The organism is Halosaccharopolyspora lacisalsi (genome assembly GCF_014137975.1).
Lineage (GTDB): Bacteria > Actinomycetota > Actinomycetes > Mycobacteriales > Pseudonocardiaceae > Halosaccharopolyspora > Halosaccharopolyspora lacisalsi.
Map to the genome: position 1 here is coordinate 569,810 of NZ_JACGWZ010000002.1, position 24,281 is coordinate 594,090.

30 protein-coding genes and 1 pseudogene are annotated in these 24,281 nt (G+C 68.9%); 15 read left to right on the plus strand and 16 right to left on the minus strand.

Annotation, left to right across the window (positions count from 1 at the left end; genetic code table 11):
- Window positions 1-98: 98 nt before the first annotated feature.
- The gene (locus FHX42_RS10440) at window positions 99-2,414 is read right to left on the minus strand and encodes a lysylphosphatidylglycerol synthase transmembrane domain-containing protein (RefSeq protein ID WP_182544018.1); all 2,316 of its coding nucleotides are present in this window, start codon (window positions 2,412-2,414) and stop codon (window positions 99-101) included.
- A 223-nt stretch (window positions 2,415-2,637) separates the two neighbouring features.
- Window positions 2,638-3,306 (minus strand): YbhB/YbcL family Raf kinase inhibitor-like protein, encoded by a 669-nt coding sequence (locus tag FHX42_RS10445; protein WP_182544252.1) that lies wholly within the window; start codon window positions 3,304-3,306, stop codon window positions 2,638-2,640.
- Window positions 3,307-3,927: 621 nt separating this feature from the next.
- Between FHX42_RS10445 and FHX42_RS10450 the strand changes: the two genes are divergently transcribed.
- Complete coding sequence (locus tag FHX42_RS10450) at window positions 3,928-4,200, plus strand: WhiB family transcriptional regulator (protein ID WP_182544019.1); 273 nt, start codon at window positions 3,928-3,930, stop codon at window positions 4,198-4,200.
- Between the two features lie 444 nt (window positions 4,201-4,644).
- Here FHX42_RS10450 and FHX42_RS27045 read toward each other — a convergent pair whose 3' ends face one another.
- From FHX42_RS27045 to FHX42_RS10465, 4 genes are read right to left on the minus strand one after another with little or no spacing between them, the layout of a single operon-like run.
- A complete protein-coding gene (locus tag FHX42_RS27045; protein ID WP_328796064.1) occupies window positions 4,645-4,986 on the minus strand; it encodes an inositol monophosphatase family protein in 342 nt (113 codons plus the stop codon).
- Window positions 4,868-5,269 carry an inositol monophosphatase family protein gene (locus FHX42_RS27050; protein WP_268898362.1) on the minus strand — a complete coding sequence of 134 codons (402 nt, stop codon included), beginning with the start codon at window positions 5,267-5,269 and terminating at the stop codon, window positions 4,868-4,870. Before FHX42_RS27050 ends, FHX42_RS27045 begins: the two co-directional genes overlap by 119 nt.
- Before the next feature lie 54 nt (window positions 5,270-5,323).
- Window positions 5,324-5,980: an RNA-guided endonuclease InsQ/TnpB family protein gene (locus tag FHX42_RS10460; protein ID WP_328796029.1), complete on the minus strand. Its 657-nt coding sequence runs from the start codon at window positions 5,978-5,980 to the stop codon at window positions 5,324-5,326.
- Entirely contained in the window at window positions 5,977-6,123 is a 147-nt protein-coding gene (locus FHX42_RS10465; protein ID WP_182544020.1) for a hypothetical protein, read from the minus strand. The genes FHX42_RS10460 and FHX42_RS10465 overlap by 4 nt, the downstream gene beginning before the upstream one ends.
- A gap of 66 nt (window positions 6,124-6,189) precedes the next feature.
- Here FHX42_RS10465 and FHX42_RS10470 point away from each other — a divergent pair, with 66 nt between their 5' ends.
- The 3 genes from FHX42_RS10470 (at window position 6,190) to FHX42_RS10480 (ending at window position 8,775) form a co-directional block, all read left to right on the plus strand.
- Window positions 6,190-6,705, plus strand: coding sequence for a gamma carbonic anhydrase family protein (locus FHX42_RS10470; protein WP_182544021.1), 516 nt, complete (start codon window positions 6,190-6,192; stop codon window positions 6,703-6,705).
- An 82-nt stretch (window positions 6,706-6,787) separates the two neighbouring features.
- The gene (locus FHX42_RS10475; protein WP_182544022.1) at window positions 6,788-7,303 is read left to right on the plus strand and encodes an O-acetyl-ADP-ribose deacetylase; all 516 of its coding nucleotides are present in this window, start codon (window positions 6,788-6,790) and stop codon (window positions 7,301-7,303) included.
- Window positions 7,304-7,512: 209 nt separating this feature from the next.
- Window positions 7,513-8,775, plus strand: coding sequence for a YeeE/YedE family protein (locus FHX42_RS10480; protein WP_328796030.1), 1,263 nt, complete (start codon window positions 7,513-7,515; stop codon window positions 8,773-8,775).
- A 54-nt stretch (window positions 8,776-8,829) separates the two neighbouring features.
- On the opposite strand, the gene FHX42_RS10485 is transcribed toward FHX42_RS10480, so the two are convergent.
- Together FHX42_RS10485 and FHX42_RS10490 are read right to left on the minus strand one after the other, a co-directional pair.
- Window positions 8,830-10,221: a hypothetical protein gene (locus FHX42_RS10485; protein WP_182544023.1), complete on the minus strand. Its 1,392-nt coding sequence runs from the start codon at window positions 10,219-10,221 to the stop codon at window positions 8,830-8,832.
- Window positions 10,218-10,958, minus strand: a complete 741-nt coding sequence (locus tag FHX42_RS10490) for an alpha/beta fold hydrolase (protein ID WP_182544024.1) — start codon at window positions 10,956-10,958, stop codon at window positions 10,218-10,220. The genes FHX42_RS10485 and FHX42_RS10490 overlap by 4 nt, the downstream gene beginning before the upstream one ends.
- Before the next feature lie 148 nt (window positions 10,959-11,106).
- On the opposite strand from FHX42_RS10490, the gene FHX42_RS10495 reads away from it, so the two are divergent.
- The gene (locus FHX42_RS10495; protein WP_182544025.1) at window positions 11,107-11,307 is read left to right on the plus strand and encodes a DUF2795 domain-containing protein; all 201 of its coding nucleotides are present in this window, start codon (window positions 11,107-11,109) and stop codon (window positions 11,305-11,307) included.
- Between the two features lie 31 nt (window positions 11,308-11,338).
- Window positions 11,339-11,548: a DUF2188 domain-containing protein gene (locus FHX42_RS10500; RefSeq protein WP_182544026.1), complete on the plus strand. Its 210-nt coding sequence runs from the start codon at window positions 11,339-11,341 to the stop codon at window positions 11,546-11,548.
- A 27-nt stretch (window positions 11,549-11,575) separates the two neighbouring features.
- Here the strand turns inward: FHX42_RS10500 and FHX42_RS10505 are convergent, their stop codons facing one another.
- The 3 genes from FHX42_RS10505 to FHX42_RS10515 form a co-directional block, all read right to left on the minus strand.
- Entirely contained in the window at window positions 11,576-11,911 is a 336-nt protein-coding gene (locus tag FHX42_RS10505) for a plasmid stabilization protein (RefSeq protein ID WP_182544027.1), read from the minus strand.
- Window positions 11,912-11,998: 87 nt separating this feature from the next.
- The gene (locus FHX42_RS10510) at window positions 11,999-12,493 is read right to left on the minus strand and encodes a hypothetical protein (RefSeq protein ID WP_182544028.1); all 495 of its coding nucleotides are present in this window, start codon (window positions 12,491-12,493) and stop codon (window positions 11,999-12,001) included.
- An 8-nt stretch (window positions 12,494-12,501) separates the two neighbouring features.
- Entirely contained in the window at window positions 12,502-13,587 is a 1,086-nt protein-coding gene (locus FHX42_RS10515) for an AI-2E family transporter (RefSeq protein ID WP_182544029.1), read from the minus strand.
- Window positions 13,588-14,041: 454 nt separating this feature from the next.
- On the opposite strand from FHX42_RS10515, the gene FHX42_RS10520 reads away from it, so the two are divergent.
- Window positions 14,042-15,019, plus strand: a complete 978-nt coding sequence (locus FHX42_RS10520; RefSeq protein ID WP_182544030.1) for a TIGR03557 family F420-dependent LLM class oxidoreductase — start codon at window positions 14,042-14,044, stop codon at window positions 15,017-15,019.
- A 12-nt stretch (window positions 15,020-15,031) separates the two neighbouring features.
- Here FHX42_RS10520 and FHX42_RS10525 read toward each other — a convergent pair whose 3' ends face one another.
- Window positions 15,032-15,313: a hypothetical protein gene (locus tag FHX42_RS10525; RefSeq protein WP_220480112.1), complete on the minus strand. Its 282-nt coding sequence runs from the start codon at window positions 15,311-15,313 to the stop codon at window positions 15,032-15,034.
- A 243-nt stretch (window positions 15,314-15,556) separates the two neighbouring features.
- Between FHX42_RS10525 and FHX42_RS10530 the strand changes: the two genes are divergently transcribed.
- Both FHX42_RS10530 and FHX42_RS10535 read left to right on the plus strand, forming a co-directional pair.
- Window positions 15,557-15,994: a hypothetical protein gene (locus tag FHX42_RS10530; RefSeq protein WP_182544031.1), complete on the plus strand. Its 438-nt coding sequence runs from the start codon at window positions 15,557-15,559 to the stop codon at window positions 15,992-15,994.
- A complete protein-coding gene (locus tag FHX42_RS10535; protein ID WP_235987168.1) occupies window positions 15,991-16,398 on the plus strand; it encodes a DUF6292 family protein in 408 nt (135 codons plus the stop codon). The genes FHX42_RS10530 and FHX42_RS10535 overlap by 4 nt, the downstream gene beginning before the upstream one ends.
- Before the next feature lie 121 nt (window positions 16,399-16,519).
- Here the strand turns inward: FHX42_RS10535 and FHX42_RS27055 are convergent, their stop codons facing one another.
- Together FHX42_RS27055 and FHX42_RS10540 are read right to left on the minus strand one after the other, a co-directional pair.
- Window positions 16,520-16,642 (minus strand): hypothetical protein, encoded by a 123-nt coding sequence (locus FHX42_RS27055; RefSeq protein WP_268898363.1) that lies wholly within the window; start codon window positions 16,640-16,642, stop codon window positions 16,520-16,522.
- Window positions 16,639-16,890 (minus strand): hypothetical protein, encoded by a 252-nt coding sequence (locus tag FHX42_RS10540; protein WP_182544032.1) that lies wholly within the window; start codon window positions 16,888-16,890, stop codon window positions 16,639-16,641. The genes FHX42_RS27055 and FHX42_RS10540 overlap by 4 nt, the downstream gene beginning before the upstream one ends.
- Before the next feature lie 121 nt (window positions 16,891-17,011).
- Here FHX42_RS10540 and FHX42_RS10545 point away from each other — a divergent pair, with 121 nt between their 5' ends.
- The 4 genes and pseudogenes from FHX42_RS10545 to FHX42_RS10560 form a co-directional block, all read left to right on the plus strand.
- Entirely contained in the window at window positions 17,012-17,869 is an 858-nt protein-coding gene (locus FHX42_RS10545) for a helix-turn-helix domain-containing protein (RefSeq protein WP_328796031.1), read from the plus strand.
- Window positions 17,866-18,051, plus strand: coding sequence for a DUF397 domain-containing protein (locus FHX42_RS10550; protein WP_182544033.1), 186 nt, complete (start codon window positions 17,866-17,868; stop codon window positions 18,049-18,051). The genes FHX42_RS10545 and FHX42_RS10550 overlap by 4 nt, the downstream gene beginning before the upstream one ends.
- 258 nt (window positions 18,052-18,309) lie before the next feature.
- Window positions 18,310-19,278, plus strand: a complete 969-nt coding sequence (locus tag FHX42_RS10555) for an acyl-CoA desaturase (RefSeq protein ID WP_182544034.1) — start codon at window positions 18,310-18,312, stop codon at window positions 19,276-19,278.
- Window positions 19,279-19,324: 46 nt separating this feature from the next.
- Window positions 19,325-19,468 (plus strand): annotated as a pseudogene (locus FHX42_RS10560) (TetR/AcrR family transcriptional regulator); the annotation flags it as partial.
- A gap of 37 nt (window positions 19,469-19,505) precedes the next feature.
- Here the strand turns inward: FHX42_RS10560 and FHX42_RS10565 are convergent.
- Window positions 19,506-20,369, minus strand: coding sequence for an SDR family oxidoreductase (locus FHX42_RS10565; protein ID WP_182544035.1), 864 nt, complete (start codon window positions 20,367-20,369; stop codon window positions 19,506-19,508).
- Window positions 20,370-20,745: 376 nt separating this feature from the next.
- On the opposite strand from FHX42_RS10565, the gene FHX42_RS10570 reads away from it, so the two are divergent.
- Window positions 20,746-22,203 (plus strand): MFS transporter, encoded by a 1,458-nt coding sequence (locus FHX42_RS10570; RefSeq protein ID WP_220480113.1) that lies wholly within the window; start codon window positions 20,746-20,748, stop codon window positions 22,201-22,203.
- A 7-nt stretch (window positions 22,204-22,210) separates the two neighbouring features.
- Here the strand turns inward: FHX42_RS10570 and FHX42_RS10575 are convergent, their stop codons facing one another.
- Window positions 22,211-23,116, minus strand: coding sequence for a glycosyltransferase family 2 protein (locus FHX42_RS10575; protein ID WP_182544036.1), 906 nt, complete (start codon window positions 23,114-23,116; stop codon window positions 22,211-22,213).
- Between the two features lie 136 nt (window positions 23,117-23,252).
- Between FHX42_RS10575 and FHX42_RS10580 the strand changes: the two genes are divergently transcribed.
- On the plus strand, window positions 23,253-24,269 hold the full coding sequence (locus tag FHX42_RS10580; protein ID WP_328796032.1) for an NAD-dependent epimerase/dehydratase family protein: 1,017 nt from the start codon (window positions 23,253-23,255) through the stop codon (window positions 24,267-24,269).
- Window positions 24,270-24,281: the final 12 nt, after the last annotated feature.

Here is a 24,281-nt window from a genome sequence, read left to right on the forward strand (position 1 = left end):
CTGCCGGAGACGTGCCCACCACGGTGCCTCGCCGTACCCGAACCGTGGTCGCCGAGAGTGCCGTCCTCGTTCCGGGGTGGGGCTCCGGCCCGGAACAGCTAGATGACCTCGTGGTGCTGGAGGTACCGGAACATCGCGATCCCGGGAAGGACCGGCAACCAATAGGTCAGCAGCCGGGACGTGAGCACGGCCGTGACCGCCGCTGTCGGTGCGACGCCCACCGCGCCGAGACCGGCCACCAGAACGGCCTCCACCGCGCCGATGCCGCCTGGAGAGGGCACGAGGTGACCGAGCGTGTTGCCGATGACGAAGACGGTGACCACGGCCCACACCGAGAAGTCGGTGGTGATCGCGGCCAGACTGGCGGCGAGACCGAGAGCCGAGGCCACCTGGTAGCCCAGTGCCCCGCCGAACAGCTGCACGGCTCGGACGGGATGGCGCAGTGTCTCGAACAGCTCCCCGGCGACTTCCACGGCGGGCCGGACGATTCTGCGACGCCCGGGCGGGGAGGCGAGCACGGCCCCGAGCAGCACCAGGACACCGACGAGCGCCAGCCCGATCGGCCAGCCGATCGGGATCGACAAGCCGCCGGGAACGCTGCTCATTCCGGTGGCGAGGACGCCGACGATGCCGAGCAGGAACGCCACGGCCCCCGTGGCCGCCTGGTTGAGGACGGTGATCCCGACGGCCAGTGATCGGCGCAACCCCAACCGTTCGATGTAGATGAGGTTGATTCCGAAGAAGCCGGCACCGCCCGGCGTGGTGCGGCCCGTGAACGCGGCGGCCACCTGCACGGCGGTCGTGCGCCAGAACGGCAGCCTGACCCGACTGGAGCCGAGCATGGACACCGACGACATCAGGATGGCCAGTTCTCCGGCGATCACCGCCGCCGCGAGCCACCCCCAGTTGGCGTTCCGCAGCGCCACCAGTATCCCGGACATGTTCGAGAGCTCGGGCAGCAGCAGGTAGACGGCGGCGCCGGTCAGCAGCAGCCCCACGACGGTGACCGGGCGCACGGGGGAGCGAAAACCCGGGATCGGGCACTGGAGACGATCGGCGAGGGTTTCGCGCAGTTCGGAGAGCAGGAACCGGTTCGCCGCGGGCTGGGCCAGGATGCGCCGTGGCAAAGCCAGAGGGCGCAGGTTGACCAGCGCCGCTTCGAGCTGCTCGGTCGGTATCACGCGCAGCGCGGTGTCCACCGCGCGTTCGATGCCGGCCACCGAGGCCAGCGACACCAGGGACTCGGCGAGGTCCTGGTCCAGACGTCGCGCCGACGCGCCGACCTGGCTGAGCGTGAAATTGAGCAGCCACGGCCGGTACTCGACGTCGATGAGGATGTTTTTGACCCGCAGGTCGTGATGGGCGATGCCCGCCTCGGCCAGCGTGGTCAGCTGCCTCCAGATTTCCTCCAGAACCGTGTCGTCGAGTTCGGCGACCGGCACTTCGGAGAGCCGCTCCCCCTCGACCTGGCGATGCACCAACAACGGAGGAGCGTGCTTGACGTCGCAGGCCAACACCACCGGAGGGGTACGCACTCCCGCCCGTTCGGCGAGCAACGTGACGTAGGCTTCGTGCTCGACCTCGTGATGGGCCGAGGACAATCGCGGCTGTTCCTGCACGTCGAGCACCGCGAGCAGTCGACCCACCTGGTACAGGATTCCGGCACGCCGATGCAGTCTGCGCACCACCTTCAGGCGAAACGTCTGTCCGTCATCGGTGGCCACGGCGAACTGGCGCGGCTGAAGCAGCCGATATTTCAGCGTCACGACCGAAACCGGAGCGAATCCGGACAATTCCAGTTCGTGGCGCACGACCTCCTCGGAAACCTTGTGCCCGGGAGCGCCCCAGACGAGGTGGAACAGCGTCCCCACGCCCCAGCCGAGCAACCCGCCGGCCACGCCCCCCCAGGGCAGGTGGTTGCCCAGGTGCACCTCGGCCACGGCCACCAGCACGGTCAACACCCAGCCGACGTGGCGTACTCGTCGGCCGAGATAAGGAGCGATCACCACCGCCAGCGCGGCCACCACGGCCACGTTCGTGGCGGGGAAGGCGATCTCGACCTGGGGACCGAGTCGCAGCTGGGACGGCACCGGACGGGGACCCACGATGCGGGTCAGCCCCTCGGACACTCCCCACGTGGTGGCTCCCGCCGCCGCGCAGAGCAGTCCCACTCGAATCCACTTGGCGTACAGGGCGACCCCGGTGACCACGGAGATGCCCACCCAGGACCCGAACCAGGGCAGCGCGATCCACAGCGGGTCGGAAACCTCGGGGACTCTGCCCAGCTGGTGAAAGATCGCCACCTCGACCGGGTTCGCCGGTACCAGAGCCAACAGGACGCTGATCGTGAGCAGTCCACCGGCCACGAGCAACCGAACGAGGTCACGAGGATGCCGACCGATGGACAGCCGCAATCGACGATCCGCGGAACCTCGTTCTCCGGAGGGCGACCCGTCGGCGTTTCGCACTGCTCCAGGAACTCCTGACGCTCGGTGGGTGCGACGCTTTCCGATCGACAACAGCACGTACCGTGCCCGGCCGCAACAGCGGCGCTTCGGCGACCGGGCTCGGCAACGACCGGCAGGAACGAAACACCCACGTGGCCGCCGGACCGTGGCTCGGCCACGGAGCGGCGGTTCACCGCTCGTAGAGCCCGACGATGTTGCCGTGCGCCAGTTCGGAGCCGGAAAGCGCCCGACGCAGGTCCTCGGGCGTGGAGTCCTCGCCGAGCCCCAGCGGCCGGTCGGAGGCGTAGACGCGGAAGAAGTAGCGGTGCGCCTCGTCCCCGGCAGGTGGATGCGGCCCGCCCCAACCGAGTTCGCCGAACCCGTTGCGCGACTGCGTGACCCCCGACGGAACCTCCCCCTCGTTCAGCCCGGTGACCTCCGGCGGAATTCCGGACATCAGCCAGCGCACGAAGACACCGCTCGGGGCGTCGGGGTCCTCGCACAGCAGTGCGAGCTCCCTGGTGCCCTCCGGCACGGCCTCCCACCCCAGTTCCGGCGAGATGTTCTCGCCGTCCCTGCTGCACCGCGTGGGCAGCAGCGTGTGGTCGTTGAACGTGCTGCTGCGCAGCCGGGTACCACCGCCCTCGGCGTCCCTTTCCACGCCCTTGGCCCCGGGTTCTCCCGAAGGACGTCGCCCGGCGGGCTCCCCGGTCCGCGGCTCCCGCGGCAGCGGATCGTCCCGATGGAGTCGATCATTGGCCGCCTCGTCGGCGTACTCGTCGGGGACGCCTTCCCCTTCGTAGTCGTTGCGCAGGCGTGTCCGCTTGATGTCGTCCTTGTGGCTGCCGGGCTCCGGCATCATTACCACCTCTTCTCGCCGAATGACCTCCGCCGCGATCCGCGGACAACCACTTCACGATCCCGAACCTGTCGGTTAACCGGATCGACGAGTCGCGAAACGTCCTTCACCGGACACCCCACGTAGTGATCCCGGGTTCGACGGAGAGGAACCCGACTGCCCGGGTGTCACGCCGCGCACGACCATTTCCCGGAATTGTCCCGAGCGAAAACGGCGAAGTGCCCGCCACGACGAAGAACCACCGAATCGAATACCGCGCCGCGGAGGTGACTCGAGACACGGAGGTGGAATGGTGCGGGCGGGTACGATGACGGACGGAGCCTTCGGGAACCTGGCCGGGAACACGCCCGCGAAGGTGGTCGTGAACGTGGTCAGGGACACTGTATCGTTTCCGGCGTTGAACCTGTACGGTCACGAAGGACCGTTTGGTTGCGGCCCTGTCGACCGGGCGCTTCAGCGGACTTCGGTCGCTGCGCAATCACGGGTCTGACGGGGACGACCCAAAAAACCCGAGCGGAAACGCCAGGGTCGCACCCTGGCCAAGAGCGGTTTCCGGGCTTATCCGCCCGGGAAGGAACATGAGCAGTGGGACGAGCCCATCAGGAGAGGAGACAGCACGGAATGGAACGCGGAGGAACCGGCTGGCTGGATCAAGCCGCATGCCGGGACGAGGATCCCGAGCTGTTTTTCCCCGTGTCCGAAATGGGCCCGGGAGCCCGGCAAGTCGCACAGGCAAAGGCCGTGTGCGCACAGTGTCCGGTACAGCAGCAGTGCTTGTCCTATGCGCTGGAAAACGGGTTGCAGTACGGAATCTTCGGCGGCACCACCGAGCGCGAACGGCGCAACCAGACTCGCAGGGCCTCCGGCCGTCCCCAGGGGACTCAGGCTGCCTGAGGCTCTCGTACGGGGCCGACCTCAGCTGTCCCGGCCCCGCGCTTGCGCCCCGTGATCTCGCCGCCGGAATGTCGCGCGCGACCCGCAGGACCCGATGGAAGGACCTCGACGCGAGGAATCGAGCGTCAAGCACGCGGTTCGTGCAGCGGAAAGTCGTCCAGGGCTGATCGGTCCGCCCCGAGGCCGGGCACGTCACCGATCTCGAAGCAACCGGTGCGGGTGCACACTCTTCTCGAGACCTCTTCTCGACGGAGCCCCGCACCGGTTCCACGCCCGCTCAGCGAGGCAGTCGCCGGTGGCGAACGAACCGGTCGGGGAAAGCCCGCTCCTCCGGACCCGAGGTGTTCCGGCGCGGCCTTCGTCGAAGCGGTGCCGGTACGGTCGAAGCCGACGCCGACCACGTCCGACATCGTGGTCTCCTCTCGTGCGCCGGCTCGACGGGTGTCAGGACCCCGACTCGGGAATCGATCGGGACAGCGCGACGCGCATCCGTTCGCCGAGATCGTCGCGACAGACCACGAGGTCCGGCAACCACGAGTCGGCGCGATCGCAGAAGAGCTCGCTGCCGTCGATTCGAGCCGTGTACAGGCCGGCGGCTCGGGCGACCGCCACCGGCGCGGCCGAGTCCCACTCGTACTGGCCACCGGCGTGCACGTAGGCGTCGACCTCACCGAGGATCACCGCGGCGATCTTGGCTCCGGCCGAACCCGTGGGAACCGTCTCGGCGCCCAGCTCGGCGGCCAGCGCCTCGACGAACTTCGGAGGCCTCCTCCGGCTGACCGCCAGTCGTACGACACCGCTGGCGGCGGCCTCGTCCCGGAGTGGCGGCTCGGCAGTGCTCAGGACGGGTGTCCTCGGCGGGAAGTGCCACCGCGCCCACCACCGGACGTCCCCGGTGGGCCAGGGCCACGTGCACGGCCCAGTCCCGGCGCGCGGGGTCACCGAACTCACGGGTTCCGTCGAGCGGGTCCATGAGCCACACCCGACCGTCCGAGTCCCGCGACGACCCCACCATCCCGTGCTCGGAGAGCACGGGATCGTTCCCACGGTGCCTTCCCAGCTCGGCCATCAGCAGTTCTTGACATCCTCACCGCCCTGAAGGGCGGTGATCCCAGCCCGCCGTTCAGGCGGCTGTTCGTTCACGGACGCTCGGATCCTCGCGGGTTGTCGTCCCTCCGGCACACGACCCCGCAGGGTCGGGGCCACCCGACGCACGGGCGGCATGTCCTGCCGCGACATTGATTCCAGCGTTGGTGTCCGCGTTGCAGGTGAAGCCGCAGGACACGCAGACGAACTCGGCTTGGCTCTTGCGCGAGTTCTTGTCGATCCATCCGCAGTCGCTGCATCGCAGACTGGTGTACGGGGCGGGAACGTCTTCGACCCACCCGGGGGATTTGTCTTCGGTGCGGCTGCGCAACATGCCCCAGCCTTGGGCGAGGATGCCCCGGTTCAACCCGGCTTTCTGTCGCACGTTCCGCCCGGGGTTGTCGACGGTGCCTTTGGCGGAGCTGGTCATGTTCGTGATGCGCAGGTCCTCGAACCTGATCAGATCGTACGAGCGGGCCAGTTCGGTGCTGGTCTTCTCCACCCAGTCTTTCCGTACGTTTGCCTCACGCGCTTTGAGCTTCGCGACCTTGGCGTGCTCGTCGCCCTTGGCCTGGCTGCCCTTCGGTGCGCGTGCGGCTCGGCGTTCGTGCTTGCGCCGCGTCGCCCGCTCCTTGGTCGAGGGTTGCGGGCAGTTGAGTTGGTGCCCGTCGTGCAGCGCCGCCGTGATCGTCACGCCCCGGTCCACCCCGGCAGCCACCGCCCCGCCTCGACCGCGAGCTCCTCGGCGAGAGCGTGATCGTCGTCGATCATCGTGCTCCTTTCCACGGCACCGAGCCGATCCGGGCTCGTGAACCCGCATCGGTCGGGAGATCGCATACCGTCGATCATCGATGTGTAGGGATGTGTAGGTTGGAACCGGCACATCGTACGGACGGAGGACGGATGCGGACGATCAGCCTCGAAGGCACCGGCCCGCAGGTGGCCGAGGACGCCTGGGTGGCTCCCGGGGCCACCCTGGTCGGCGCGGTCACCCTGCTCTCGGAGGCGAGTATCTGGTACGGCTCGGTGGTGCGCGGTGACGGTGACAGGATCACCGTGGGACGGGGCAGCAACATCCAGGACGGATGCGTGCTCCACGCCGACCCCGGCGTCCCCGCCACCGTCGGCGACCGTGTTTCCGTCGGACACCGGGCGGTGCTGCACGGCTGCACCGTCGACGACGACGTCCTCATCGGGATGTCGGCGACCGTGCTCAACGGAGCACGGATCGGCTCGGGGTCCCTCGTCGCCGCGGGCGCGGTGATCCTCGAAGGGGCGGAGATCCCGCCGAACTCGCTGGTGGCCGGTGTTCCGGGCAAGGTGCGCCGGGAGACGACGCAGGACGAGCGCGACGTCATCACGGCCAATGCGCAGCACTACCTCCAGCTCAAGGCCCGCCACGCCGAGGCCACGGACTGACCGTCCACACCGACCACCCGGTGTCCGGAGTCGGCCGAGTCCGCGCTGGCCCGGACCGGGGTGCTGCCCCAGACTGAGGGGCATGCGGATTGCGGCGGTGCGGGGTGACATCACCGAGCAGGAAGTCGACGCCGTGGTCAACGCCGCGAACTCGTCACTGCTCGGCGGCGGTGGCGTGGACGGGGCGATCCATCGGCGCGGCGGCCCGGAGATCCTCGAAGCCTGCCGCGAGCTGCGCTCCACGCGGTACCCGGACGGGCTCGGTGTCGGGCAGGCGGTGGCCACCACCGCGGGCAAGCTCCCCGCCCGGTGGGTGATCCACACCGTCGGTCCCACCTTCACCCCCTCCGAGGACCGTTCCGAGCTGTTGGCCGCGTGCTTCCGGGAGTCGTTGAAGGTCGCCGACACGCTCGGGGCGTCGACCGTGGCGTTTCCGGCCGTCTCCACCGGCGTCTACCGCTATCCCCTCGCCGAGGCCGCCGAGATCGCCGTGCGCAGCGCCCGCGACACCCCCACCAATGTCGAGAACGTGCGGTTCGTGCTCTTCGACACCGAGTCCTACGAGGCCTTCACCGCGGCTGTCCAGCACAGCGAGTGACTCCAGTTCCCAACATGCGAGAAAAGCGAGGGTCGTGGAAGACAGTGGGGTCACTGTGTGTTGTCCACGGCAATGTCGTTTATTCCTCTTCGGCGACCGCCGTACCGCACTTGCCTGCTCGGCCACGCGCTCCACTGCGTCGACAACGGCTACTGAGTCGCCCTCGTTCCCGCGTACCGTATCCGTTCTCCACACCAAGGAGTCGCCACGTGTCCCTCCGCGATCCGGAAACCGTCGCGGTCACCGAACCCAGCACCACCGAAACCGACACCACCGGAACCTCTCCCCCGGCACAGCGCAAGGTCCTGACCATCGGTGGCGTCCTCGCCGTCGCGCTCGGTGTGGCGACCGCCGCGGTCGGGGGTTGGCGCATGGCCGTGCTGTACGCGATCGGGCTGGCCTTCGGCCTCGTGCTCTTCCACGCCCGGTTCGGGTTCACCTCGGCCTGGCGTCAGCTGGTCGCCGTGGGCCAGGGCAAGGCCCTGCGCGCGCACATGCTCATGCTCGCGGTCGCCGCCGCGCTGTTCGCCCCCATTCTCTCGGCCGGGCTCGGGCTGGGGACCACGCCCGAGGGTTCGGTCTCCCCGGTGAGCATCAGCGTCGTGGTCGGCGCGTTCCTGTTCGGGCTCGGCATGCAGGTCGGCGGCTCGTGCGCCTCGGGGACCCTCTACAACGTGGGTGGCGGGCAGACCGCGATCGTGTTCACGCTCGTCGGCTTCATCGTGGGCGCCGTGCTGGGCGCCTGGCACTTCGCCTTCTGGACCTCCACCCTGCCCAGCGGCCCGGAGATCTCGCTGGCACGGACACCGCTGGGGTACGGCGGTGCGTTGGCCGCGACCCTGGCGGTGCTCGGGCTCATCGCGGCCGGCACGCTCGTCGTCGCCCGGCGCAAGCAGCCGCCGCGCCTGTCCCGCCCACCGGCAGCAGCGGGCCTGGCCCGAGCGGTGCGCGGTTCCTGGCCCCTGTGGGTGGGTGCCGTCGGACTGGCCGTGCTCAACGCACTCACCCTGGTGGTCAAGGGGAAGGCCTGGGGAATCACCTCGGCCTTCACGCTCTGGGGTTCGAAGGTCGCGCAGGCCGCCGGAGTGGACGTGGCCGACTGGGGCTACTGGTCCAGTCCCGACAACGCCGCGACGCTGGCGGGTCCCGTGCTCGCCCACGGGACCTCGGTGATGGACTTCGGGATCATCCTGGGTGCTTTCCTCGCGGCAGCCGCAGGCGGAGTTTTCGTGCTGCACCGCCGGGTGCCGCGCAAGGTCGTGGTCGGCGCGATCATCGGGGGGATCCTGATGGGCTACGGCGCACGGATCGCCTACGGCTGCAACATCGGGGCCTACTTCGCGGGCATCGCCTCGTTCAGCCTGCACGGCTGGCTCTGGGCGGTCATGGCGATCATCGGTACCTACGCCGGGCTCAAGGCCCGCCCGCTGATCGGGCTGGCGGTGCCCAAGCGCACCGACTCCTCCTGCTGAACGAGGGATTCCTTCGGGAGGCTCCGCGTGGTCGAACACGTCGTGAGCGAGTGATCACGCCTCCTCCCAGCTCAAACCGGAGTTCCGGGGAAGCGCTTCGACCGCGGCATCCAGCCGCATGGGGCGCGGTTGGGGGTAGCGCTCGCGGATACGGGCGAATTCCCGGTGGGAGCGGGCCAGCGCGGCGAAATCGCGCGGGTAGGCCCGCGGGTCGACACCGAGCAGTGTGCCGACCTTGCGGGCCCGCCCCGCCAGCTCCCGCCACTCGTCGACCCCGGCCAGGCCGATCGAGTCGACTCCGTGCGGAAACAGCATCAGCCGGATCTCGTCGTAGGGAGCGGCCTCGTCGAGGTAGTCGCGCAGGGCTTCGTGGGAGGCGCGCGTGTTGAACGCCGACCAGAACGGCACGGAGCCACTGCGCAGTGTCCACCACGGCTCGACCAGCAGGAAGCTCTCCCCCACGAGGCGCCCGCCGTCGATGCCTCTCCGGGAGTACCACGTGCGGTAGAGCTCGGCCACCGCCGGACTCAGTCGTTCGGGGTGATCGAAGCGGAGCCGCCACAGCCGGTTGCCTCGGCTGCGTGACAGCTCACCGAGGTCGTCGAGCAGTGCCGGGTCGAATCCCCATTCCGCCTCGGCGCTGGAGCCGTCCGGGGCTGGTGGCGACCAGCTGCGTCGCCGCTCCCCGTAGTGCTTGAGCAGCGCGGCCACCCGTGGCCCGCCGCCGTGGTACTCCTCGGTGGTGGCTCCTCCGTGGGCGCCGAACTGGAAGACGTGGCGGTCGTTCACCCGGGTGGTCGGCCACGTCAGCTCGCACTCCGCGGTGACCAGTACGCCGCCGGATTCGAGATGGTTCCTGATGAACTCGGCGTAGGCCCGCGGCAGCCGATGCCACTTGACGCGGGAGTACGACATGCCCGCGATCATCAACCGGTCCTGGTTCGGATCGTGCATGTGGTGCAGTCGCAGGTCGGGGTTGGCCGCGAGCAGATCCTGCCCGGGGTCCAGTCCGGCACGCAGCTCCCCCTCGGCGTCGTCGCGGTCGACACCGCCGCGGCGCACGGGCACGAGCAGGGTCTGCGGTAGCCAGGGTGCGCCCAGCGCCGCCGCCAGATGTACCAGGGCCCCGTTGGACGAGCCGACGAAGATGACCGGATAGCGCTGCCGCGGGTAGTGGTCGACGACCCACGAGGCCAGCTCCTCCGAATCCAGCTCACCGAGCCGGTGGCGCGGTACCGCCTCGCTGACTCCGCTGGTCGTGTAGCAGGTCTCGGCCAGTCGGCGCGGCAGGTGGTTGACGCCCGCCAGCGCCGTGGTCAGCACCGGTTCGAGCGGGCCGGGAAACTGACCGAGCAGGGGCGTGTCCCTACCGGACAGGAACCGCGCCAGGCAGCGCAGCATTCCGGTGGCGGAATCGAAGGAGGCCACCGCTCGACCGGGTTTCACGAGACCTCCTCGGTGACGAAGCGATCCACGAGCGCGGCGAAGCCGGCGGGATCGGCGAAGGGAACCATGTGCCCCAGCCCGGCGCAGGTGACCAGCCGGCCCCGTGGCAGCAGGCGGGTCACTTCCTCGGCCCACGGTCGCGGCACCATGGCATCCCGCTCGCCCCGCACCACCAGTGTCGGAGCCGAGACGTGCGGGAGTCGGTCCTCGACGCGGTCGTCGAAGCACTCGGCGAAGGTCATCACGACCCGGCGGGCCCCCGCGTCGCGGTAGTCACGCAGTACCAGCGTGTCGAGTTGTCGGGGTTCGTGAACGGAGTTGCGCAGCCACCGGCCCAGATGCGCCGGCCACGAGCGCGCCGCCGGGTCCGTCGTCGGCCCCATGAGCACGAGTCCCGCCACCCGGTCGGGCACCCGCGAAGCCACCAGGGTCGCGAGCTGGCAGCCGAACGAACACCCCAGCAGCAGGACCCGGGCCAGTCCCGTCGCCTCGAGCCAGCACACCAGGGACTCGCCCAGTTCGGCGGTCCCGAGCACACCCGAGCGGGAGGTGCTCGCGCCGAAGCCGGGCAGGTCCACCGACCAGGCTTGCCTGCTTCCCGCGAACTCGCGAAGCATCGGCAGGTTCTCCCTGCTGGAGACACCGGCGCCGTGCAGACACACGATCGGCGGCTCGGCCCCCGGGACGCGCCAGGCCACGGTGCGTCCCTGCGGAAGATCGACGACGACCTCGTCCATACGGCTCCCGTATCCGGTGGATCCTGCGCGGTGATGGGCATACCCGCCCCGTCGGGCGAGTACTCGCCACGAACGGGTAACGAGTGGTGATTAATCTCCGCGTGCACGGGTACCTGAGGAGTGGGACGCAGAGTATGGGAGGCCCGTGATGACGCAGCAACCCAATCCCCTGGCCGTCCAGGAGTTCCTGACCGGCATCGTCGATTATCCGGCGGGCAAGGAGCAGCTGGTCCAGAACGCCGAGCAGGCCGGAGCCGACGAGGAAGTGCTCCGGGCACTCCGCACTCTGCCGGATCGCACCTACGACGGGCCCGACTCCGTCAGTGCCGAGGTGGCGCAGGGGACCTGAGAACGTCACCGCTCGCGACCGAGGAGACATCGTGCCCACCCGACATGTCCGGCCCGACGACAGTGACCGCGGCGGATGGGTCGTGGCCACCTCGCGGGACTCCGACTCGGTGGAGTCGCACGCCACGACCCAGGGCGAAGCGGTCGAGCGGGCCCGCCGGGCCCTGTTGGATCAGGGCGGCGGACCCCTGCTCGTGCACGGCACCGACGGGAACGTGCGAGAGGAGCGCTCCGTCGGCTGAATCGCGGCCTTCGACGGCCCTCTCGGATCACCGCCGCTGGAGGGCCTGTTCCAACTGGGACTTGGACATCTTCGAACGCCCCCGGATGTCCGCGCGGCGCGCGTCGGCGTAAAGCTGCTCCTTCGTACGCCCACCGGGGCCGTGGCGGTTTCCGGAGCGGATACCGCCACGGCGTTGCGGGGAGATGTCCTCGGTGGCGGTCTCACTGCGCTGCTGCGCGCTCCCCTGCTGAGCACGGTTCTTGTTGACGGTGCGGGCGGCGATCTCCTCGGCCCGTCCGGTGCCGGAGCCGCGCTCTTCCTTCTGGTGCTTGATGTGCTCGTACTGGCGTTCCTGCTTGGTGTTCCACGCCTGCTGTGGCATCGGTGCCACCCCTCACTTCCGCGCTGCGCGGTGGAAACCACTCTTCCCTCCGCACCCACGGAACATGAAAGACACACATGCTCGCTCCTACTCCTCGGCCTGCCGTCCCCGTGGTGCGATGGCACGGGCCACCAGCACGTCGAACCCGCCGACGAACAGGTACCCGGCGGTGGTGCCCAGGGACGACAGTGGCCAGGCGAACAGGCCCGGAACGAACGCCAGTCCCGCGCCGATGGCCACGGCCACGGCGATGGAGACCACGTTGACGGCGGTGCTCACCAGCACCACGTCGGTGGGATCGGTGGCGGACTGGTCGAAACGGCGGGATACGAGCACCTCGACCAGCACGAAGGCGAGCGAGGCGCCGACGGCGAACAGGACGGCCTCCAACGCTCCCGCCGACCCGTGAACACCGCTGGTCACACCGAAGCACCCCGTGATGGCCACGGAGAATCCGTACGCCGAGGCGTTCTCGCGCACGGTGGTTCCCAGTCCGCTGCTGTAGGCCGCACGGGCGTGCAGCGCCGGGCGGCGGTCTCCGTCGGAGTCCGGATCGTTCCGGAGTCCACTGGAAGAGTCCATGAGATGCGCTACCTCCCTGTCGCGAATCCGGTTCCCGGCGGGTCGTAGTGGTTGCCGCTGCGCCGGCTCAGATGCTTGAGCAGTGCTTCCGCGCACGCCGCGACCGGCACCGCGAGGAATGCTCCGAGCACTCCCAGCAGCGTTCCTCCGATGGCGATGACCAGCAGCACGACGAACGCGGGCAGTCGCACGATCCGGCCCATCACCACGGGTTGGATGACGTTGCCCTCCAGCTGCTGGACCAGCAGGACCACGCCCAGCACCAGGAGCGCGACGATCGGGCCCCGTTCGGCCAGTGCGACCAGCACCGCCAACATGCCCGAGACCACGGCACCGATATAAGGCAGGAAGGCGCCGAAGTAGACCAGCACCGCCAGCGGCAGCGCCAACGGCACGTTGAGCAGCATCAGCCCCAGTCCGATGAAGACCGCGTCGAACAGGGCCACTACCAGCAATGCTCGGAAGTAGCGGCCGACGATCTCCCACAGCCGCACCGCCAGGTCCCAGACCTCGCGCTGGCGGTGCTCGGGAAGCCAGCCGACCAGGGCCGCGGCCAGCCAACGCCCCTCGGCCAGGTAGAACAGCACCACCACGAGCATCAGGACGATCGCCGTCAGCACGGAGACCACCGTGCCGAGCGCGGCCGGTATCGAGCCCTTCCCGAAGAACTGGGACGCCGCCTGCTGCACGATGGCGCGGATGTCGACGTTCGAGCCGAGGAAGGTCTGCCGCGCCAGCGCGGCGTCGAGCTGCTTCGTCGATCTCGCCAGTGCGGATCCCAGTTCCGGGATCCTGGCGAGGAAGGCGGGTACCACCAGCCAGACCACCACGGCCACCACGGCCAGCGCGACCAGCACGGCGATCAGCGACGCCAGCGGCCGGGGCGTCCGAAGTCGGTACAGCAGGTCGACGATCGGGGCCAGGGCCGCCGCGACGAACAGGGCCAGCACCACCGGCACCACCACGACGGACAGGCGGGTGCACAGCCACCAGGCGGCGAGCACCACACCGACGACACCGAGCATCGACCAGGCACCTAGGCCGGCGCGCACGAGTCGGGACCGGTTCTCGCTTCGGCCGCCTGCGTCCATCATCTCCCCTCCGGTATGCCGCTATCCGGGCTACCCACGGGGCGGTACCCCCATACATCGCGGCGAGCGGGATTGACATTCACCGCCCCGGGTAACCACGGGGCAGCCATGAGGACGCCGGAACGCGACGAACGCCGTCCCCTCCGGTGGTCGTCCTCGTTTTTCACGTCAACACCTTCGTACGAGGAAGCAGGCGAGTTCGATGCGCCAGTCCGATCCCGAACACCACGCGAGCACCGAGACGAACGACTCCGGTTCGGAGCCTTCCCGGCAGCGTGGTCATCCGTGCCGCTTCCCGACCCGAGCCGAGACCGGCCCGAACGGAGACGAGCAGGAAAGCTCCGTGTGCCGCGGCTACGACTGAGCGGGGTCTTCCGGCCGGGTCGCGTGATTGTCGGCTCGTGGCGGCCCACGTCTTCGGCGCGACCGGAAACCGCCGGTCTGGCAGGCTGGCGACATGGTCCGCTTCGGATACACCCTGATGACCGAGCAGTCCGGCCCGCGTGCCCTGGTACGACACGCGCCACTGGCGGAACGGGCCGGATTCGACTTCGCCGTCATGAGCGATCACTACTCGCCCTGGCTGGCTCCGCAGGGGCACTCGCCCTACGCCTGGAGCGTGCTCGGAGCCGTCACGCAGGCGACCGAGCGCGTGGAGCTGATGACCTACGTGACGGCCCCGATCATGCGTTACCACCCCGCCGTGGTCGCGCAGAAGGCCGTGACCGTGGCTGCACTGTCCGAGGACCGGTTCACGTTGGGCCTCGGCGCGGGCGAGAACCTCAACGAGCACGTGGTCGGGCGCGGCTGGCCCCCGGTCAACGTGCGCCACGAGATGCTGTCCGAGGCCGTGGACATCATCGAGTCCCTGTTCGGTGGCGACCACGTCGACTACGTCGGTGACCATTACCGCGTCGACTCCGCCAAGCTGTGGGACCTGCCGCGGCAGCGACCCGACATCGCTGTCGCGGTCTCCGGCGACCAGTCCGTCCGGCGCTTCGCACCGCGCGCCGACGCCATGATCAGCACGGAACCGAGCGCGGAGCTGTGCCGGTCCTGGGCCACGGCGGGAGGCGCCGTGCGCAAGATCGGCCAGATACCGGTGTGCTGGGACACCGACAGGGACGCCGCGATCAGGCGTGCCCACGAGCAGTTCCGGTGGTTCGCCGGAGGCTGGAAGGTCAACGCCGAACTGCCGGCACCGGTCAACTTCGACGCGGCCACGCAGTACGTCCGGTACGACGACATCGCCGCGAGCATCCCGTGCGGAGACGACGTCGACGCCGTGGTCTCCGCCGTCTCGGCTTTCTGGAAAGCCGGATACACCGACATCGCACTCGTGCAAATCGGCGGGGACCAGTACCAGGACGCTTTTTTCGACGCCGCCGAGCGGGAAATCCTGCCCGCTCTCCGCAAGGCCAGTGAAAAATATTGACGAGGGTTTCGGCTAGGGACGCGGCCGGTGCCGCCGCCAGTTCGGGCGCTTCGAATGCCCGCGTCGTGCGATAGCGCGGCACCGCGGGCACAGGCGAGCCTCACGGGGCCGCTCCGATGCCGATTCCACCATCCACATGGCGTCGGACCAGAGCACGTGGGCGAACCCGCTCAGCCGCGAACGGCTCAGCGCCAGTCCGCACAACGTCTGGTTCCCGCCCACGCGCCAGGCGTGCATGTCGCCCCACGGTTCACGGACACCGTCGGCGTCGGTGCGCTGGCTCGACGCGGCCACCGCGAGCCTCCCCGTGACCATCACTGCCCTCACCGTCGACTCACGGCCACCCGAGTTCCGGACCGCTCGACCGATCCGCTCGAATGGCACCGATCTCCGCATTCTCCCCACGGCGTACCCGAGTATTTCCGAGACCAATCGAACTCGCTTCCCCCGCGCCGCACCGGAGCAGTGAGCAAGGTTGAAACACGTGGGCACGGGTATACCGATGGCGGAAAAAGCTCGGGTCCGGAGGTGAACGCGATGGGAGGAATCCCGAACGACTCCGTGCTGTCCCACGAGGACTGGGAGGATCTCGTCATCGCCGCCGAAAGCGCCGGGCGGCAAAGCGCGCGGGAACTGGCTCAGCGCTGCACTGCGTGGGAACTGGGACGGACCGGCCAGGTGTGGGTACAGGTGCAGCCCGCCGACTCCCCCGTGGCCAGCTGGTTGTACTCCACCGGGCGCAGCATTCGGGACGACCAGGGAGCACTGGTGTCCATCTCCCTGAGCCCCCACGATTTTCCCTCGGCGTCCGCTCCGGTGGCCAAAGCCCGCTCACTGCTCGTGCGCCGCGCCTACGCCGAAGCCTACTGCAACGTGCTGATCCAGGAAGCCGGTGTGATCGCCGAAGTGCTGACGCTTCCCGACCAGGCCCCGCCACGTGATCCGGAAACCGCTCGCCGAAAGGAACATCCATGAACAAGAATCCCGGAAACCGTGCCGTGGACGGATTGGGACACTACGTGGAAACCGTGGTCGAGCATCTCGGCGACAGGGTGGTGACGGCCGATTACGAGGCCGACGAGGACGTCGCGATCGCGGTCCTCACGCTCACTTCGCGAGTACCGACCGTCGTGGAGCTTCCACTACTGCTGATCTGGGACGAAGCCAACGGGTGGGGACTCCGAGTGCAACTCGACACCGAGGGAGACACGACCGCGCTGTCCTACCTCGGCCACGATGTGCTGCCTCCGGCGGGCGAGGTCCGGTACTTTCTCGACAAGGCCGTCGGGGGCGGCAACCCCGGTAGCCTCGCGCCGCCCGGACTGCGGCTGCCCAACGAGGAGGACGACTTCGAACGGCGCCTGGCCCGCCTCGTCTGATGTTCGCGTTTCGAGCAGCTTGAACGGTTACCGCCGGACGAGGCACTCGGGGGCACGCACCTCGCCCGGCGGCGTACGGACCGGCACCGGAAATGTTCGGGGCATCGGCACCGGACCGGCTCTACCGGACCGCGATGTGCTGGGGCCTGCCGGTGTCGGCGGGGTCGACGACCAGACGCAGGGCGTCGCACCGGCAGGGCAGTTCGCCGGTCAGGACGGCTTCGACGTGGGTCGGGATGCTCATGACAGCCGACCCCCTTCGACGATCCCGGGACGCCGGACGGGTTCGCCCCGCTGCGGCCCGACCCGCTCGGACTCGACCACCGGCACGTTCCGCTCGCGCAGCGCCGTCGCCAGGGTCTCCAACCCACCGGCCAGCACACCGCGTTGCTCCGCCGAATACCGGCCGTCCTCGAAGTCGTCGACGGCGTTGACCAGCGCGATGATCTCCAACCGCATCAACCGCGCCACTCGCGCCTCGTACCCGCTCACCTCGCACCTCCGCTGTAGCTACGATCTTGACTACAGCCAGTCTGGCTGTCTAGTAGACACTCCGTCAATGCCACGATCGGGTTAACCATCCCCGGTTATCCCTGCGGCTACGATGTGTCTCGTGCCTGTAGACACAACCGGGATGACACCGAGGATCCGCGCGCTCTCGGCTGCCATTCGTTCGATCCGTGAGCGTTCGGGACTGAGTGGTCGCGAGCTGAGCAAAAAGCTGGGCATGAGTCACGGAACGGTGTCCCACTGGGAAACCGGCCGACGCATCCCGACCTCGGAAGACGTCGCATCACTGCTCACAGCCGCCGACATCACAGGCGAGGAGAAGGAGCGGGTGATCGAACTCGCGCGCCACGCGAGCGAGCCGAACTGGCTCACCGTCGGCATGCCGGGAATACCCCAGCAGCTCGCGGGAGCCGTGGAATGTGAGCGCTCGGCCTCCTCGATCGTCGAGTGGTCCCCGATGGGCATCCCCGGACTGCTGCAGACAGCCGATTACGCTCGTGCGATTTCGACGGCGAGCGGCCTGTCCACACAGGAGGTCGAACCACGTGTGATGTTGCGCGTCGGGCGTCGCGAGGTCATCACCCAGCGAAACCCCGTGTGTTTTCTGGCGTTGGTCGGCGAGGACGCGCTTCGCGACAGAATCGGCACGCCGCAGGTGATGAGTGAACAACTCCGGTACCTGCTTGAGCTGTCGGCTCGGGACAACGTGACCATCCGGAGCGTGCCACCGCGCGTAGGTTGGCACCCGGGCCTGGCCGGACCTTTCGTGCTCTACGAGTTCCCGGACTCGCCCGCTGTGGTGCACTTCGAGCACTACAGCTCAGGAGCCTTCGTCCCGGACAACGACGACGTACAGGCCTACCGGAAAGCCGTGGATAGCATTCGTGAGGTTGCGATGAGCCCTGCTTCCACAACCGAACTCATCGCGAAGATCGCTGACGAGACGGAGTGCACGACATGACACCCGGCAAGTGGAGGAAGTCCCGCTACAGCCAGCCGAACGGGAACTGCGTCGAGGTCGGGCGGATCGCGGGAGGTGCGGCCGTGCGCGACAGCAAGGACCGCTCGGCCGGACATCTCACCGCCACCGGCACCCAGTGGCGGGCGTTCCTGAACGCCGTCAAGACCGACCGCTTCGCCTGAGGACGCCGGCGGCGCCCCGCGATCCGGCGGGTTCCGGGGCGCCGCCGGACGTCGTGCTCATCGCAGCCCCCTCTTCGACGGATCCGACCTCGGAAGACATCGCCGATGGCGGGGGTGTCGGGCACCGGGACGACTCTGGCGGGCAAAAAAACTTACGCTCGCGTAGGTTACGGTACCGTAAACTGGTGTTGTCCGTGGTCAGCACGACTCCGATGCTGATCAGCGTTCCCACCTCCCGACCCAGTTGAGGTAGTGAGCATGACCGCAGCAACCGAGCGTGTTGCCCCCGAACCGCCCAGAGCCGAGTCCGGGCCGAAGCCGCTGACAGACGGATCCTTTTCCGTCGCGCGAATGGCCCTGGTGTACCTGTTCCTGCTCGTCCCCATGGCCGCGCTGGTCGCGGCGGTCCCGTTCGCCTGGGGCTGGGGAATCGGCCCGGTGGACATCGGCTTGGGGGTGGCCTTCTGGTTCATCAGCGCCCTCGGCGTGACGGTGGGCTTCCACCGGCTGTTCACCCACAGAGCCTTCAAGGCCAACCGCGGCGTCAGGATCGCGCTGGCGATCACCGGCATGATGTCGGTGCAGGGGCCGGTGATCTTCTGGGTCGCCAACCACCGGCGGCACCACGCCTACGCCGACCGCGAGGGCGACCCGCACTCGCCGTGGCTGTACGGCACCTCGGTGCTCGCGCTCACCAAGGGGTTCTGGCACTCGCACATGGGCTGGATGTTCCAGCGGGACGCGACCGACGAGAACCGCTTCGCCCCCGACCTGATCAAGGATCCGGCGGTGTCCCTGGTCAACCGGCTGTTCCCGGTGTGGACGCTGGCGAGCTTCGCCCTTCCCGCCGCGCTCGGCGGTCTGATCACCTGGTCCTGGTGGGGCGCGCTGACGGCCTTCTTCTGGGCCGGACTGGTGCGCGTGTCGGTGCTGCACCACATCACCTGGTCGGTGAACTCGATCTGCCACATGATCGGCGAGCGGCCGTTCAAGAGCAGGGACAAGGCGGCGAACTTCTGGCCGCTGGCGATCCTGTCCCTCGGCGAGTCCTGGCACAACTCGCACCACGCCGACCCGACCTGCGCCCGACACGGCGTCCTGCGCGGGCAGCTCGACATCTCCGCCCGGACGATCTGGGCGTTCGAGAAGCTCGGCTGGGCCTGGAAGGTGCGCTGGCCCAACGAGAAGAGGTTGGCCCGCATCACGGCCACCGAGCACGCTTCCTGACGGGCTCGCCCTCGTCGCGGGCGCGGCCCGCACGGCGCGGGGACGGATCACCGGAAAGGAACGGCGCCAGCAGCCCCTGAATATCGCTCGGGCGCTGTTCGCGGAGAAGGGCTTCGACGGCGCCTCCATCGAGGAGATCGCCCACCGCGCCGACGTGTCCAAGCCCGTGGTCCACGAGCACTTCGGCGGCGTCGTCCGGCTCCTGCCGGATGGCGCCGCCGTACGTCTCAGCCGGGGTGGGTTTCGCCGCCGGTGGGCGCCAGGACTTCTCCCGTGTAGTAGCTCGACAGGCGCGAGGAGGCGAAGAACACGTAGGACGGGGCGATCTCGTCGGGATGCCCCATCCGTCCCATCGGGGCCTGGGTGCCGAATCCCTCGACCTTCTCCTCGGGCAGCGTCGAGGGGATCAGCGGCGTCCACACCGGGCCCGGCGCCACGCAGTTGACCCGGATTCCGCTCTGGGCCAACGACTGGGCCAGCGACTTGGTCAGCGTGTGCACGGCGCTCTTGCTGGCCGCGTAATCCATCAGCGACTTGTTGCCGCGGAGCCCGTTGACCGATCCGGTGTTGACGATCGAGTCACCGGCCGACAAGTGGGGCAGGGCGGCGCGGATCAGCCAGAAAACACCGTAGACGTTGATTTTGAACGTCCGGTCGAACTGCTCGGTGGAGATCCGGGTGAAGTCGGTCTCGACTCCCTGGGTGCCGGCGTGGTTGACCAGCACGTCGAGGCCACCCAGCCCCTCCACCACGTCGTCGACGACCCGGTGGCAGTACTCCTCCGAGGCGAGGTCGCCCTTGTGCAGCTGGCAGCGGCGTCCCTCCTGGCGCACGAGCTTCGCGGTGTGCTCGGCGTCGTCGTCCTCGGAAGAGCCGAAGTACACCACCGAGACGTCGGCGCCCTCCTTCGCGAAGGCCACCGAGACCGCACGCCCGATGCCCGAGTCACCACCGGCGACGAGGGCACGAGAGCCGTCGAGCAGGCCACGCCCCTCGTAGCCCCGCATCTCGTCGTGCGGTTGAGGTGTCATCTCCCCGGTGCTGCCGGGCGGCTGCTGTTGCTGTCCCGGTGGTGCCTGCTCCTGCGCCATCGCGATCGCTCCTTCCCGTGCTGCGGTCGGCTGTGAGTCGCCGCGGGCCGCTCGCGGAATTCCCGGCATGGTCACTTTCGAAACGCCGTCGGTCACGGTGAACCTGTTCACGCACTCAATTACACGGGGTATTCAGTCCTTGGTCGGAAAGCGCTCGACAGAGCGAAATACGCCCTTATCCCTGAGAGGGCGAACACATTCGGTTTCGGAATCGATATAGCGGCGCCCAGGGTGGACCTGTCGATGGCGAGGACCAACGACCACCCCGACTCCGGCGTTTGAGTCCACAGACGCCCTCCTGGCGCGGCAAGCCGAGAGCCGTGGGTCGTTCCGGCATGTCGATGTGTTCAGGAGGATCGCAATCGCCCGCCTCAGTTTGGCGACCACTTTTCGTGCGCTGAAGCATCCCAATTATCGGCGCTGGGCCACGGCCGACTTCGTGTCGGTCTCCGGCGCGTGGATGCAGAACCTCGGATTGAACTGGCTCGTGCTGACCATGACCGGTTCCGCCGGTCTGCTCGGCCTGTCACTGCTGTTCCAGGCACTGCCACGAATCCTGCTCGGGTCGTGGGCCGGTGCCGTCGCCGACCGCTGGCGGGCGCGCCGCGTGCTGGTCGTGACCCAAACGCTGCACGCGATGCTGGCGCTGACCCTGGCCGCGGTGGCATGGACTCACGCTCCACTCACCCTCGTATACGGCATCGCGCTGCTCTCCGGCACCGTGACCGTGTTCGACGGCCCGGCCCTCGGCCGCTTCGCCTCCCAACTCGTCTCACGCGACGAGCTCGGCAACGCGCTGAGCCTGGGCTCGGTGATCAGCTCGGGCGGCAGGATCCTCGGCATGAGCATGGCCGGGGCTCTGGTGGGCATCACCGGAGAGGGCTGGCTGTTCGTGATCAACTCGTTGAGCTTCGTCGGCGTACTGGTCGCGCTCATGCGGATCCGCTCGAATCGGATGTACCAGCTGGCCACCAGCCCACCCGAACGGGCGGGCGCGATGGCGGGCCTGCGCTACGTCCTCGGTCACCGGTCGATGATCGTGGTGTTCCTGCTGAGCTTCATGCTCTCCAGCCTGGGCCGCAACTACCAGGTGACCATGGCCGCGATGAGCAACGGCCCGCTGGGCACGGGCGCCGCCGGGTACGGTGTGCTGTCGGTGGTCTTCGCTGTCGGCACGATCCTGGGCGGGTTCCTGGCCGCGTCCCGCCGCGAGCTCACCCTGCGGCTTTTGCTGGTCATGGCGTTGGCCACGAGTGTGCTGCAGCTGGTCAGCGGTTCCACGAGCATCATGTTGTTCTTCGCCGTCGTGGTGCTGCCGATCGCGGCCGGGGCCGTGGTCATCGACACCACCATCACCACGCGGGTGCAGTTGGACTCCGCCGAGGACATGCGCGGTCGCGTGCTCTCGGCCAAGGGCATGGTCACCGCGGCCTCCGGCGCCGCGGGCGGACCGGTGCTGGGGTGGTTGTCCGAGGTGTTCGGTCCCGGGCACGCCCTGCAAACAGCGGGTCTGGTCACCGGGATGGCGACCGTCGCGGTGTGGGTGTACCTGGCACGGATGCCCGAGCGCAGGTGGTTGCCCGCCGAGCAGAAGTGGGTTCGGTTGTCCACGGAGCAGGACCACACCGAAGCCCCCGCCGAGTCCGCTGCCGACTCCCCCGCCGAGGAGCAACCGCATTCGACATGCGAACCGCGCTGGGTGCTCAAGGAGGGAAGTCGCTGGGCCCCCGCGGAAGTGACCACCGACGAACCCCGGGACCTCGCGGACGAAGCGCAGCAGCTCACGCAGGAGATACCCGCGGGTACGCAGCAGTCGGGCACCGGCCACCGGTGAACGGGACTCACCCGACGTAGCGGCGTGCTCGCGATTGGCTTTGCGGCGTTTCGAGCAGGCGCAGGGCGTGCTCGACCCGTGCGGGCACGACCCGCCGCTCTCGCAGCACCCACGGCAGTCCCCCCGCCGCCTCGGCGAGCGCCGCCGCCGTCGCGCGGTCCCTGGGCGCCTGGGAGAGGACGGTCGCACTACGGCGCAACGCGCTGCGGATCGGCCTTCGCAACCAGGTCGTCCACAGCGTGTTGCGCAGACCGAGCCGGCGCCGCGCGTGGGACTGCCGATCCCCGGAAGGGCCGTGGTGGACGATCACGTCCTCGGCGTAGCACATCCACCATCCCGCGGTGGCGAGGTCCACCGCCAGCAGTTCCTCCTCACCGCCGAACCACAGCCGGGACGAGAAACCACCGACCCGGCGAAACGGTGCGGTGCGGAACATCGTGGTCCCGGCCAGGCCACCGATGACGGCGGGGCCGGGCAGCCAGGCCGGGCCGGGAACGGGCGAATCACGCAGTTCCGGGGTCAGCGGGTCCTCGGCGAGATCGGGTTCCACCAGGCAGTGGGCCGTCACCGCCCCCACGTCAGGATGGTGGTCGAGCAGCTCCGCGGCCCTGCTCAGCGCTCCGGGCTGCCACCGGATGTCGTCGTCGCAGAAGGCGACGTAGTCGGTGTCGAGGTGCTCGACGGCCAGGTTGCGCGCCACGGCCCCGAGATTGGTCGTGCTGGGCAGCAGGCGTACTTGGGGGAAGCGCTCGGCGACGGCTCGGGCGGTGCCGTCCGTGGAGCCGTTGTCGACGACGATGACCGGTGCGGCGTCGGCGAGCGTGGTCATGTGCTCGAGGGTGCGCAGCACCTCCTCACGACGGTTGTGCGTCATGACCACCACGGTCACCCTGTCGTTTCGTTCCACCGTCATGACCCCCTGCCGTCCGAAACCGCTGTACCCCTTCGACGGGTACCCGTCCCGGCGGTGGATACGCGTGCGGTTTGGCGCGGGCACGGGAACGGGTAGTGCACGGTGTGGAGCCGTCGCCGAGGGTGGTGCATGGGTTGTGAGCAATGGGTTCCGCCGTGCGGTGGTCACCGGTGGCGCGGGCTTTCTGGGCTCGCACCTGTGCCGGGAACTGGTCACCGAGGGCACGGCCGTCGTGTGCGTGGACAACCTGAGCACCGGATCCCCCGAGAACATCGCATCCCTGCGCGGGCACGCCCTCTTCGAGTTCGTCCACGGCGACGTCACCGAACTACCCGACATCGGCGGTGACTTCGACCTCGTGATGCACCTGGCTTCGCCCGCCTCTCCCCTCGACTACGCACGGCTCGCCGTCGAGACGCTCGAAGCCGGCGGGCTCGGCACGATGCGGGTGCTGGCGCTGGCGCTGCGCTGCCGGGCCCGGTTCGTGCTGGCCTCCACCAGCGAGATCTACGGGGATCCGCAACAGCACCCCCAGTCGGAGAGTTACTGGGGCCACGTCAATCCGATCGGTCCGCGTTCGGTCTACGACGAGGCCAAGCGCTACGCGGAGGCGCTGACCTCGGCGTACCACCGGCACCGCGGACTCGACGCGGGGATCGCGCGGATCTTCAACTCCTACGGGCCCCACATGCGCGCCGACGACGGTCGGATGGTGCCGACGTTCGTTCGTCAGGCCCTGGACGAACAGGCGCTCACGGTGACCGGCACCGGGGAGCAGACCCGGTCGCTGTGCTATGTCGCCGACACCGTCGGTGGACTGCTCGCGCTCGCGCACACGGACCACCCCGGCCCGGTCAACCTCGGCAATCCCGACGAGTTCCGAGTGCTCCAGCTCGCGGAGCTGATCCGCGACCTCGCGGGCTCGGGCTCACCGATCTCCCACGTCGCCGGGGTCACCGACGACCCCCGGCGGCGGTGTCCCGACATCACGCTGGCCCGTCGGGAGCTCGGGTGGTACCCCGAGTTCCGCGCCGCCGAAGGGCTGCGCAGGACCATCGCCTGGTTCTCCGGGGTCCTGAACACCGATCTGGTCACGCCCACCCCCAGCGGCCGGGTCGAATCCGCCCTGCGTGACCTCGATTCCACTTCTTGAGGTGATCTCGCG